Origin of the sequence: Frankia sp. AgPm24, from assembly GCF_023243055.1 — a bacterium.
Classification (GTDB): Bacteria; Actinomycetota; Actinomycetes; order Frankiales; family Frankiaceae; genus Frankia; species Frankia umida.
This window is the reverse complement of the sequence record NZ_JALKFW010000003.1, coordinates 146786-158965: the sequence shown is the minus strand read 5'-3', so window position 1 is coordinate 158965 and position 12180 is coordinate 146786. Positions and strand designations below refer to the sequence as shown.

Genomic DNA, 12180 nt, shown 5'->3' with positions numbered 1-12180 from the left:
CGCCCAGCCCCACCCGAACCGCCAGCCCCACCCGAACAGCCAGCCTCCGGTTCGGCCCGCGTCGCAGTCCTCCCCGGCGACACCCAGGTCGGCATCGCAGCCCGCGACACCGAGATCGAAACCAGCCGCCGCCCCACCACCGGCACCGGCGGCACCGGCACCGGCAGCACCGCCTCGGCCGTCGCCGGCAGCGCCGACACCGCCGCGGCCACCCACGCCCGCGCGACGAAGCGCGCTCGATCTGGGCGACGACGAGGCACCACCGTCCGTCCGGCAGGGGTCAGCGCACCCGGGGGCGGGGCGCTCCGCGCTTGATCTGGGGGGACCCACGGCCACGCGTGACGGCGGGGGCCCCTCGTCGAACGGGCAGGGGCCGCCCGGACGTCAGGGGGGCGACGGGCTCGGGCGCGGTTGCGCGGAACCGGGCCCGGCGGGTGGGGACTCCGGGGCAGGCGAGCCGTTCTCACCCACGGCCCGGGTCGGGGCGCACTCGTCGCGCCACCGTCAGCGCATCGAGCGGGTCGCCGCGCTGGACGACGACCATCCGGCCACCATCTGGACCGCGGCGAACCGGGGCACCGGTGCCATGACCGTCACACTGCGCTGGTCGGCGCTGACCACCCGCAGCGGACTTCCCCGGCCCAGCAACCTCCACCTGGGATGTCTGTGGCAGGCCGGGTCCGGTGCGGCGGGCGGGGCGTCCGGTGTGCTGCAGGAACTGGACGGGCTGGTCAGCGCGCCCGGGCGGGGAGCGCGCCGGCAGGTGCTGCGGCTGGGGCGACGCGACGAACGGGACGGGCAGACGCTGTTCGTCGATCTGGCCTCGCTGCCCACGTTCCACCGGTTCTTCGTGTACGCCTACGGTCTGCGCGGGGTGCCGCCGTGGGCGCAGCTACGGGCCGAACTGGACGTCCGCGCCGCGTCCGGCGAGCGGTTGACGGTGCGTCTGGGCGCGGCACCCGACGATGCGCCGCTGTGCGTGGTCGCGTCCTTCCACATCGTCGAGGACGATCTGGTCATCCGGCGGGAGAACGACTTCGATCCGCGCACCCAGGCCGAGGCCGCGGCCCGCTACGGCTGGGACCTCGAGTGGGGACCGACCGGCACGACCCTGGTCACCACCGGCTGAACCGCCCCAGCGGCTGAGCCCGCCCCACCGGCCGGGCCGGCTCCGGTGGAGACGACCGTCACCCGTGCGGCAGTCGTCCGTGGGGGGCGCGACGTTTCACCACGGGTCGCCATGGTCAAGGATTCCCTCATGCCCGCGACCTGGCGACAGCGCCGACGCACGCGTAGCTCCACCACGGCCACCGAGACCATCCCCGCCCAGCAGATCGCGCCGACGTCGGCATCGGCCCCCACGGCCGGAGCCGACCCCAGCGTCAGCGGTGTCGACGTCAGCGTCAGCGGTGTCGACGTCAGCGTCAGCGGTGTCGACGTCAGCGGCCAGGCGGGTGGCGCCACGTCCGGGCCAGGGGCGTCCGGTGACGCGACGATGCCGCAGCGGCCCTCGCAGCTGCGGTTCCGGTCGTGGTTCGCGGTGCTGCGGCGGACCGTGCGGGAGTTCCGCCATGACGAACTACCCGACCGCGCCGCCGCCCTCACCTACTACGGCGTGCTGGCGATCTTCCCGGCGCTGCTGGTGCTGGTGTCGATGGTCGGGCTGGTCGGTGACGACGAGGCCGACCGGATTCTGACCAACGTGCAACAGCTCGCGCCGGGTTCGGCCCGTGACGTCCTGCGCGACGCCGTCACCAACCTGCGCGACAGCCCCGGCACCGGCAGTGTGCTCGCCATCGTCGGTCTGGTCGGGGCGCTGTGGTCGGCGTCCAGTTACATCGCGGCGTTCATCCGGGCGGCGAACGTGGTCTACGACATGACCGAGGGACGTCCCGTCTGGAAGGTCGTGCCGCTGCGGCTGGCCGTGACCATCGCACTCGTCGTTCTGCTCGGGGCGAGTGCGGCCATCGTCGTGCTCTCCGGCGGGGCCGCCGAACGGATCGGGGCGATCCTCGGGGTGGACGTCGGCTCCCTGCACGCCTGGTCGTATGCGAAGTGGCCGGTGCTCGTGGTGCTGATGGGCATCACGATCGCGCTGCTGTACTGGTCGACGCCGAACGTACGGGTGCCGGGCTTTCGCTGGCTGACCCCGGGCAGCGTCCTCGCCGTGGTGCTCTGGCTCGCCGCGTCCGCCGGTTTCGCCGTATACGTGGCGAACTTCGGCTCGTACAACAAGACCTACGGCACCCTGGCCGGCGTCATCGTCTTCCTGGTCTGGCTGTGGCTGTCGAACCTGTCGATCCTGCTCGGCCTCGAGTTCGACGCGGAGATCGCCCGGGAACGCGCCCTGCTCGGCGGCCTGCCCTCGGACGCCGAACCCTACGCCGAGCCCCGCGACACCCGCGCCTGGAAACGCCGCCGCCCGCGCGGTGGCACCCCGTACCCGGCAGCCGCCGCCCGCCACACCGACGGCGGGTAGACCCAGAGCGGTTCTCGTGGATCACGGCGGCGTCCCGTCATGGCAGCCGGGACCGCGCCGGGACCGCCTCCTCGGCCTGGGCGTGCGACCAGGCGACGAGCAGGCGCTCGACGGTCAGGGGGACGGCGAACTGGCTGGCGGCGGTGCGCAGGGCGGCGTCGTGGGCGTCGCGGGAGAAGTCGGCGATGGCGTCGGCGACGAGGAACGGCGCGATGTCGCCCATGAACGCCTCACAGGCGCTGGCGTTGATGCCGATGTGCGCGTAGACGCCGCAGATCACGAGCTGGTCGCGGCCGGCGTCGGCAAGGAGGTCGGCCAGACCCGTGCGGTGGAAGGCGCTGTACCGATGCTTGGCAAGCACCCTGTCCCCGGGAGCGGGGGTGAGGTCGGCGACGACCGACTCGTTGCCGGCGCGCAGGCCAGGGCCCCAGAAGTCCCACAGCAGGCCGCGCCGCGCGGGCGGGACGTCCGGCGGCTGGGCGGTGTAGATGACCGGAACGTCCAGGGCGTTCGCGGCGGCGCGCAATCGGACGATGTTCGCCAGTAGCTCTCGCGTCGGGGACTGCCCGGCGGGATAGATCCGCAGGAAGTGCTCCTGCATGTCGTGGATGAGCAGGGCGCAGCGAGCCGGCTGGGGCGTCCAGTCAACCCGGCTGGCGGGCAGTTCGGGCTCGGTGGGCATCGGGTAGGCGCTCACGGCGGGCAGGCCCATCGGGCAGGTGCTCCTTGGATCGGCGTGCGTGGTGGAGGTGGGGACGAGAAGGTCAGGGCGTCAGGGTGGGCGCGGCGGTGGGAGTGGGCGCGGCGGCGAGCTGACGGGTCAGGGCGGCACGCAGCTCCGCACGGCTGATCTTGCCGACGGCGGTGTGGGGGAACTGGTCGACGATCTGGAAACGGTCGGGCAGCTTGTAGTCGGCCAGGCCCCGCATCCGCAGAAAACCCCGCAGCCGTGGCCCGTCCGGCGGCGGTTCCCCGGAATCAGCTGAGGCGCCAGAAGCACCAGCGGCACCAGCGGCACCAGCGGCACCAGCGGCCGGGACGACGAACGCGCAGACCCGTTCGCCGAGGTAGGGGTCGGGCATGGCGACGACGACGGCGTCGTGGACCCGCGGGTGGGCGAGCAGGTGGTTCTCCACCTCCTCCGCGGCGATCTTCTCGCCGCCCCGGTTGATCTGGTCCTTGGCCCGACCCTCGACGACCAGGTGGCCGGTGGGGGTCAGGCGGACGATGTCGCCGGTGCGGTAGTAGCCGTCGGCGGTGAAGGCCCGACGGTTGTGCTCGGCGGCGCGGTAGTAGCCGCGGATCGTGTACGGGCCGCGGGTGAGCAGATGGCCGGTCTCGCCCGGTGCGACGTCGACGTCGTCGTCGTCGACCACCCGGATCTCGTCGTCGGGGCTGATCGGACGCCCCTGGGTGGTGTGGACGATCTCGTCGGGGTCGTCGTCACGGGTGTAGTTGACCAGGCCTTCGGCCATCCCGAACACCTGCTGCAGGCGGGCGCCGAGTTCGTCCGGTACCCGAAGGGCGAGCGTCTCGGACAGCTTCGCGCCACCGACCTGGATGGTGCGCAGGCTGGTCAGATCGTGGCGGGTGGTGGCCGCCGACCGCAGCCAGGCGCCGACCAGCGGCGGCACCAGCGCGGTGAGGGTGACGCCGTGCTCGTCGATCAGCGGAAAGGCCGTGTCGGGACTGGGGTGGGTGGCCATCACGACGCGGGCGCCGGCATCGAGCACTCCGAGCAGGCCGGGTGAGCTCAGCGGGAAGTTGTGCGCCACGGGCAGCACGGCCAGGTACACGCTGTCCGGGGTCAGCCCGCAGATCCGAGCGCTTTCCCGGACGCTGTACAGGTAGTCGTCGTGGGTCCGGGGGATCAGTTTCGGCAGCCCGGTACTGCCGCCGGAGACCTGCAGCAACGCGACGTCGGACGGCTCGGGGTCGGGCAGCGCGCGCACCGGCCGGTACAGCTCGTCGAGGGCGACGGCGCCCGAGGGAAGCGCCGATGCGGCCGCGGTCATGGTCGTGGCGGTGGCGGTGGCGATGACGAGGTGCTGGAGGCTGTCGACGACGTCACGCACGCGTGCGGCCAGGGCCGCGTGGTCGAACCCGGCGTGCTGGTCGATGGTGATCAGGGCGGTCGCCTCGGTGACCGACGCGAAGTGGGTGAGTTCGCTGGCGCGGTGTCCGGGCAGGGCGAACACGGGAATCGCGTCGAGGCGGAACAACGCGAAGCAGACCGCCGCGAACTCGGCGATGTTCGGGAGTGCGACGACCACCCGGTCGCGCGGGCGCAGGCCGAGTTCGAGCAGGCCGGCGGCCAGCCGGTCGGCGCGGGCGTCCAGGTCGGCGTAGGTCCAGCGCCGGTCGCCGCAGATCAGGGCGACGGCGTCGCCGTGGGCCGCGGCGCGGGCCCGCAGCATCGCACCGAAGGTCTGCCCGGCCCAGTACCCGGCCGCCCGGTAACGCGCGGCGAACTCCGCGGGCCAGCCGACCGCCCCGTCCAGCATCACAGGTCCTCTCCCAGTCCGGCGGCGGCGCCGATCGTGCGCAGCTTCGCCGAGGTCTCGGCCAGTTCGGCACTCGGATCCGACGCGGCGACGATTCCGGCCCCGGCGTACACGGACATCGCGCCGTCCTCGGTGATCTGGGCACAGCGGATCGCCAGTGCCCACTCTCCGTCGCCGGACGCGTCGCACCAGCCGACGAGCCCGGTGTAGCAGCCGCGGTCGAACGGTTCGAGCTCGCCGATCACCCGGCGGGCGGTCGTGGTCGGCCAGCCGCACACCGCCGGGGTGGGATGCACCGCCGCGGCCAGCCGCAGCGCGGACACGTCCGGGTCGGCGAGCCAGCCACTGATCCGGGTGGACAGATGCCACATCGTCGCGGTGCGGATCAGGCTCGGTGCCGCCGGCACGTCGAGGCCCAGGCAGAACGGGCGGAGCCGCTCGGCGATCGCACGCACGACGAGGGCATGTTCGTAGGCGTCCTTGCTCGAGGCGAGCAGCGCCGCCGCACGACGGCGGTCCTCGACCGGATCGGGGCTGCGCGCCGCGGAGCCGGCCAGCGGGTTGCTGACGACCAGCGGTCCGCGCCGCGACAGCAGCAGCTCGGGGCTGGCCCCGACCAGGGTGGATCCCGGCGCCTGGAACGCCGATGCACCGGCGACCGGCCCGGTCTCGGCGCCGAAGAGGTAGGCATGCGGGTCGCGGGCGGCCAGCCGGCGCAGCAGGTGCACCGCGTCGACCGGGCCCGGCACCCGCAGCACGCGGGCGAGCACGACCTTGTCGAGCTCGCCGGCGCGTATCCGTTCGACGGCGCGGGCGACGCCGTCGGCATAGTCGGCCGGGTTGGGCAGCGACCGGGCGGGCCGGGCTCCGCCCCCACCCGGCACCGCCGCGGGGAGGGCGACGGGCCCGCGCGCGGCGGCGTTCGGGCCGGATTCCTGGATGCGGGCGGGGACGACCAGGTGGCCAGGGCGGTCGGAGTCGAAGGGCAGCACCCCGACCGCGACGACCGGCCGGGGTGTGCCGGGCACGCCGGCCCCGTCGACCTGGTCGAGGGTGTGCAGGGCGGCAAGCTCGGCGCGCAGGCCCGCGGCGGCCTCGCCCCAGGGGCCCGTGGCCACGGTCGCGGCCGTGCCCTCGGCGAGCAGGGTGCCGCGGTCGGAGGCGAAGTAGAACGATCGCCCAGGTCGATAGTCGGCCAGCAGGTCCGCGGATTCGGTCAGCAGCGGGAGCAACGGGGCCTCCTTGGACGTGGCGCACAGCTCACGTGCGGTGGACGGGTCACGCGCGCAGGGTCGCCCCGCCGTCCACGTACAGGTCATGCAGGACCACGTGGCGGGAGCGCTCGGAGAGCAGGAACAGCACGGCGTCGGCGACGTCGTGCGGGTCGGCGACCCGCCCCAGCGGGATCCCGGTGCGGTAGTCGGCCAGGGATCCGGTGATCACGCCGCGGACGCCGTCGTCGCCGGGCCAGGCCGCCCGGCCCATCGCCGTGTCGGTGGAGCCGGGGCTGACCACGTTGCAGCGGATGCCCAACGGCCCGAGTTCCAGGCCCAGGCACCGGGTGAAGTGGGCGGCGGCGGCCTTGGACGCGGCGTAGGCGGCCATGTCGCGCCGCGGGACGCCGGCGGCGTTCGACGCGATGGTGACGATCGAGCCGCGTCGGCGCGGCGCCATCCGGGCGGCCACCGCCTGGCTGAGGTGGAAGACCCCGGTGGCGTTGACCGTGAACACCTCCGCCCAGTCCGCGGCGGAGGTCGCGCAGACCGGCCCGGTGCGCAGCACGCCGGCTCCGTTGACCAGGGCGTCGATGGGACCGATGGTGCGCTCGATCCAGTCGATCAGTTCGGCGACGGCGGCCTGGGCGCCGACGTCGAGGCAACGGGTGGTGACGTCGAGCCCGTCCGCCCGGTACACCGTGGCAAGCCGTTCGAGGCGGGCCTGGTCACGGTCGACGGCGACGACCCGCGCACCGGCATGGGCCATCTGCTCGACCACTGCGGCTCCGATCCCCCCGGCAGCCCCACTGACGACGGCTACTCCCACGTCAAGATCAAGGATCTGGCGCGGGCCGGCAGTGCTCATTCCCACACACCCCTTCCGTTCATAAGGTTAAGTTAACCTAAATCAATGGGAGGAAAAAACAAGAAATAGAAGGGAAAAGGAGTAACAGAAAAAGGAGAAACGGAACGTGGCGCCTGCGCTTGGGTCAGCCACGATGCGCCCGCCATTCCCGCGACAGCAGCCAGACGAGATACAGGCCGCCCACCGATGCCGTGGCCACCCCGACCGGCAGCTGGGTGGGCGCGAACGCCCGTTGCGCCACGAGATCGCTGACGGCAAGCACGAATGCACCCATCAGTGCCGCCGACACCAGACCGGGACCGGTGGTGCGGGTCAGGCGGCGAGCGAGCTGCGGCGCGGCCAGCGCGACGAACCCGATCGTGCCGGAGGCGGCCGTCGCGACCCCGGTGAGCCCGACCCCGACGAGCACGAGCACGATCCGGGTCCGTTCCACCCGCACGCCGAGCGCCGCCGCAGGCTCATCGCCCATCTCCATCATCCGCAGCGGTCGTGCCAGCGCGAGGGCCACCGGCAGCAGCACGACGAGGGCCAGGGCGACCGGGCGGACCTGCTCCCAGCCCCGCCCGTTGAGGCTGCCGACCAGCCAGACGGTCGCCGCCACCGCCTGCTCCTGTTCGGCGCGGGCCAGCAGGTAGGCGGTGATCCCCGCGAGCGTGGCGCTCACGCCGATGCCCACGAGCACCAGCCGGTAGCCCTGCCCCCCAGCCCCGCCGCCCGGCCCGCGCCCCAGCGCAAGCAGGTAGACGACCAGGGCGGTCACCAACCCGCCGACGATGGCGGCGACCGCGGTCAGGTCGGCCCCGGCCCCGAACAGCAGAATCGCGATCACCGCGGCGGTGGCCGCCCCGTTGGTGAATCCGATGATGTCGGGGCTGCCCAGCGGGTTACGCGACAGGCTCTGGAAGATCCCACCGGCCACCCCGAGCGACGCGCCGACGAGCAGCCCGCACACCGCCCGCGGCAGGCGCAGGCGCTCGACGATGAAGCTGGCGCCCGGTGGCCCGTCGCCGAGCAGCGTCTCGATCACCTCGCGCGGGGAGAGTGTGTAGTCGCCGGTGCCGATGGCGAGCACCCCGACCCCGAGTACGCCGACTCCCAGCAGCCCGCAGACGACGACCGCCCGCACGTCCACCCGCATCGCCACCGACCGCCCGAGACGCAGCGGCATCACGACCTTTCCCGGCATCACTGCCTTTCCCGGCGTCACTGCCTTTCCCGGCATCACAGTGGCACCACCCGACGACGACGGACCAGGTAGACGAACACCGGCGCCCCGATCAGCTGGGTGACGATACCGACCTCCAGTTCCCCGGGACGGGCGACGACCCGACCGAGAATGTCCGCCACCAGCAGCAGCACCGGTGCGAGCACCACCGAGTAGGCCAGGATCCAGCGCTGGTCGGGCCCGCTGAACGCCCGCACCACATGCGGCACGACCAGCCCGACGAACACCAGCGGACCCGCGGCCGCCGTGGCGGCGCCGCACAGCAGCGTCACCACGAGTGCGGCCAGCACCCGGGTACGGGCCAACGACGCGCCGAGCGCCCGTCCGCTGTCGTCCCCGATCTCCAGCGCGTTCAACGGCCGGCCGAGCGGCACCCCCAGCAGCAGCCCGAGCAGCAGAAACGGCGCCAACTGGACGAGCACCGCATGCTCGCGGCCGGCCAGCGACCCGATTGACCAGAACCGGAACAGGTCGAAGGTGTCGGAGTCGAGCAGGACCAGCGCCTGGATGTAACCGACCAGCCCGGCGCTCAGCGCCGTACCGGCGAGGGCGAGGCGTGCCGGGTCCGCGGTGCTGCGGCCGGCCAGGCCCAGCAGGTAGACCAGCGAGGATGCCACGGCGGCACCGAGGAACGCGAACCACACGTAGCTGATCGGGCTGGTCAGCCCGAGCAGTCCCGAGGCGGTGACGATCGCCGCTGCCGCGCCCGCGTTCGCGCCGAGGATGCCGGGGTCGGCCAGCGGGTTACGGGTCAGCGCCTGCATCAGCGCACCGGCGACCCCGAGCGCCGCGCCGACGAGCACACCCAGCACCGTGCGGGGCAGCCGCTGGTCCCACAACGCCAGCGAGTCGAAGGAGTCGTCCCGGTGCAGCAGGACATGGATGACCGTGCCCAGCGACATCTGCCGGGCGCCGATCGTCACGCTGGCGACGACCGTCACCGCCAGCAGCACGCCGGCGAACGCGAGCCCCGCCGGCCTGCCGAACCGGCCAGGTCCGCGGCCCGGTCCGGATCCGCGACCGGACCGGGCCGCGGGAGCCGCAGTCGGGAGCCGGGGTTCGACGACGGTGCCCACCGCGGTGCTGTCGGTGCTCATGGCGCGTCACTCGTGGCTGCGCGCATCCGCGTCGCCGGGGGTCTCATGCCGCCGCCTCGGTCCGTAGCGCGGCGAGGATGCCCGCGCGCACCTGCGCGGCCTGGTCCACCAGGTAGAAATGGCCGCCGGGGAACGTCGTCAACGCGAAGGCGCCGCGGGTCACGCCGGCCCAGCCGATCATCTGCTCCGGCGGGGCGGCGCGGTCCGCGAGCCCTGCCATCGCGTGCACCGGCGCGGTCAGCGCGCCGTCCACGACCGGTGCGGCGCCCTCGACCAGCCGCAGGTCGGCACGCATCACCGCAACCATCCGGGCCCGCAGCTCCGGGTGGTCGAGCACCGCGGCGTCGGTACCGCCGAGGTCACGCACCAACTCGACGAGCTCGGCGTCGGATCGCTGGTGCAGGGTGTGGGAGACCTGCCAGCCGGGCGCCGGACGACCGGAGACGATCAGGGCGCGCAGGTCCGCCGGTTGCGCCAGCCGCCGGGCGACCTCATAGGCGACCAGTGCCCCCATGCTGTGGCCGAACAGGGCCAGCGGCCCCGGTGGCAACAGCGGCACCACCTCGTCGACCAGCGCCGCCATCGTCGCCGGCATGTTCTCCAGTACCCGGTTCTCCCGCCCCGGGTACTGGGCGAGCACGACCTCGACGCCGCCCTCGACATCGCCGTCGAGCTCGGCCAGCCACCGGTAGAACGTGGCGCCGCCCCCGGCATGCCCGAAGCAGACCAGACGAAGGTCCGCCTCCGGACGTGGCCGCGGGCGGCGCCACCAGCGCGACGTCATGCGCCGGCGCCCCCGTCGGCCACGTCAGGGTCGGCCTCGTGGTGATCGAGGTTGACGGTGCCGGCCTTCCAGTAGCCGTCGATGTCGGTGTGGTCGGGGTGGATACCGAGCTCGTTGCGGACGTGGCGACGGATGGGTCGCAACGTGCCGGCCTCCCCCGCGAACCAGACGAACCCGTCACCGGCCGGCGGGACGAACGCCCGCACGGCCCGCTCCAGCACGTCACTGCGCCCCGGCGCCACCCCGGCCCGGTGCAACCAGGTCAGCGACACGTCGGCCACCGAGTCGATCTTCTGCTCGTCCTCGGCATCGGCGACCTCGACGAACGCCGTGACCGGGACACCGGCGGGCAGGGACTCCAACCAGCGGGCCAGGGCCGGCAGCCCGGTCTCGTCGGCGCCGAGCAGATACCAGTCGTAGTCGAACGGGACGATCAGCGAACCACGCGGACCGACGATGCCGATCCGGTCGCCCGGCGCCGCCGCGGCCGCCCACTGCGCCGCGGCGCCGCCGACGTGCAGGACGAAGTCCAGGTCGAGCTCGCCCGCCTCCGGCCGGTGCGCCCGCACCGTGTAGTCCCGCATGATCGGCTGCGGCCGGTCGGGAGGCGTCGGCTCCATGCCGTCGTCCCCGAAGACCGGCAGCACCGGCTCGCCGTCCCCACCCGGGACCGGCAGGCAGACCTTCACGTGGTCGCCGGGGGCTGCCTGCTGGAAGCCGGCCAGGTCGGAGCCCCCCAGCGTGATCCGGGCCGTACGTGGCGTGACTCGTGCCACCCGCCGGACCTCCAGTACCCGTGGCACCAGCTCGTACCAGCGGGCGGTGGTCTCGTGCGCCATGTGAACCTCCGCGATCCTGCGGTCAGCGAACGTCGAAATTGCGATCATCGGGATCTGGATCGGTCAGGACAGCTTGGTCAGGGCCTCGTCGATCTGGCCGAGGATCAGGCCTGCGCCCTCGTAGCTGTACTGGTAGCCGTACTGGATCGGGTAGACGTGCCCGGCCTTCACCGCGGGCAGGTTCGCCCAGGCGGGGTTGTCCAGCAGCGCGGACGTGCCCTGGTCGGGCTTGCCGTCCTGACCGACGCCGTAGAACAGCACGGAGACGTCCGCCAGCTTGGAGATCTCCTCCAGCGACAGCCGCACGCCGCGTGCCTCCCGTTCACCGGAGGCCACCGACGAGAAACGCAGCCCCGCCTTCTCCATGAACAGACCCGGCCAGGACACCGGGGAGTTCGCGACGAAGCCGTCGGGACCGCCCTCGACATAGGCGAAGGTGTTGTTCGCCAGCACGCCCGCGTGCTCGGCGCGAATGGACGTCGCCTGGGCCTCGTACTCCTTGGCGCGGGCCGTGACCTCGCTGGACTTCCCGACCGCGTCGGCGATCTTCGGCAGCACGGCGAGGATCTCCGCCGGGGTCTCCGCCACGAAGAACGCTGTCGGCGCGATCTGGCGCAGCCGCTCGTAGCCGAAGTCCTCCGCGCGACGCTGGGTGCTGACGATGAGGTCGGGGCGCAGCTGGGCGACCTGCTCGTAGTTGATCTCGGTTTCGCTGGCGCCGACCACCGGGATCTTCTGGACCTTCGCCCATTCGTCGGCCGGATAGTCGCCGTCGTACTCCTGCAGCGTGCCGACGGGGGTCACACCGAGGTCGAGCAGCAGGGCGGTCGAGTACAGCAGCGAGACGACCCGGGTGGGCTTCGCCGGCACCTCGACCGAGCCCTTGTCCGTCGTGATCGTGCGGGTGCTGCCGCCGGCCTGCGGTGACGCGCCGCCGTCCGAGCCGTCCGAGCCACAGGCGCTCAGCAGGGCGAGCAGAGCGGCGGTGACGACCGCGAGGATCCGGCCCGCGCTGCCCCTGCGCCTGGCGCCGGCTCGCGGGGTGCCAACCAGGGCGCCGACACGGTGGTTTCGCATATTTCAGTCCTGTTCGGGGTGAAAGATCACCCAGTCGCAGACGAGAAAAATCTTAAGATTGCCTGAGTTAAGTATGGTTAACCTAAATTGTCA

11 protein-coding genes and 1 pseudogene are annotated in these 12180 nt (G+C 72.8%); 3 read left to right on the top strand and 9 right to left on the bottom strand.

Annotation, left to right across the window (positions count from 1 at the left end; translation table 11 throughout):
• From MXD61_RS02200 to MXD61_RS02190, 3 genes and pseudogenes are all read left to right on the top strand, one after another.
• Window positions 1–315: pseudogene (locus tag MXD61_RS02200) on the top strand (hypothetical protein); the annotation flags it as partial.
• A gap of 271 nt (window positions 316–586) precedes the next feature.
• Window positions 587–1129 carry a hypothetical protein gene (locus MXD61_RS02195; protein WP_248811194.1) on the top strand — a complete coding sequence of 181 codons (543 nt, stop codon included), beginning with the start codon at window positions 587–589 and terminating at the stop codon, window positions 1127–1129.
• Window positions 1130–1495: 366 nt separating this feature from the next.
• Window positions 1496–2479 (top strand): YihY/virulence factor BrkB family protein, encoded by a 984-nt coding sequence (locus tag MXD61_RS02190; protein WP_248811196.1) that lies wholly within the window; start codon window positions 1496–1498, stop codon window positions 2477–2479.
• Window positions 2480–2516: 37 nt separating this feature from the next.
• On the opposite strand, the gene MXD61_RS02185 is transcribed toward MXD61_RS02190, so the two are convergent.
• The 9 genes from MXD61_RS02185 to MXD61_RS02145 form a co-directional block, all read right to left on the bottom strand.
• Window positions 2517–3191: an isochorismatase family protein gene (locus MXD61_RS02185; RefSeq protein WP_248811193.1), complete on the bottom strand. Its 675-nt coding sequence runs from the start codon at window positions 3189–3191 to the stop codon at window positions 2517–2519.
• A 52-nt stretch (window positions 3192–3243) separates the two neighbouring features.
• Window positions 3244–4983, bottom strand: a complete 1740-nt coding sequence (locus MXD61_RS02180; RefSeq protein WP_248811192.1) for a (2,3-dihydroxybenzoyl)adenylate synthase — start codon at window positions 4981–4983, stop codon at window positions 3244–3246.
• Entirely contained in the window at window positions 4983–6302 is a 1320-nt protein-coding gene (locus MXD61_RS02175) for an isochorismate synthase (RefSeq protein WP_248811191.1), read from the bottom strand. The genes MXD61_RS02180 and MXD61_RS02175 overlap by 1 nt, the downstream gene beginning before the upstream one ends.
• A complete protein-coding gene (locus MXD61_RS02170; RefSeq protein WP_248811190.1) occupies window positions 6262–7065 on the bottom strand; it encodes a 2,3-dihydro-2,3-dihydroxybenzoate dehydrogenase in 804 nt (267 codons plus the stop codon). Before MXD61_RS02170 ends, MXD61_RS02175 begins: the two co-directional genes overlap by 41 nt.
• A gap of 124 nt (window positions 7066–7189) precedes the next feature.
• Window positions 7190–8251, bottom strand: coding sequence for an iron chelate uptake ABC transporter family permease subunit (locus tag MXD61_RS02165; RefSeq protein ID WP_248811189.1), 1062 nt, complete (start codon window positions 8249–8251; stop codon window positions 7190–7192).
• A 35-nt stretch (window positions 8252–8286) separates the two neighbouring features.
• Window positions 8287–9387 (bottom strand): iron ABC transporter permease, encoded by a 1101-nt coding sequence (locus tag MXD61_RS02160; protein ID WP_248811188.1) that lies wholly within the window; start codon window positions 9385–9387, stop codon window positions 8287–8289.
• A 43-nt stretch (window positions 9388–9430) separates the two neighbouring features.
• Window positions 9431–10171 carry a thioesterase II family protein gene (locus MXD61_RS02155; protein ID WP_248811187.1) on the bottom strand — a complete coding sequence of 247 codons (741 nt, stop codon included), beginning with the start codon at window positions 10169–10171 and terminating at the stop codon, window positions 9431–9433.
• A complete protein-coding gene (locus MXD61_RS02150; RefSeq protein WP_248811186.1) occupies window positions 10168–11010 on the bottom strand; it encodes a siderophore-interacting protein in 843 nt (280 codons plus the stop codon). Before MXD61_RS02150 ends, MXD61_RS02155 begins: the two co-directional genes overlap by 4 nt.
• Before the next feature lie 63 nt (window positions 11011–11073).
• Complete coding sequence (locus MXD61_RS02145; RefSeq protein ID WP_248811185.1) at window positions 11074–12087, bottom strand: ABC transporter substrate-binding protein; 1014 nt, start codon at window positions 12085–12087, stop codon at window positions 11074–11076.
• Window positions 12088–12180: the final 93 nt, after the last annotated feature.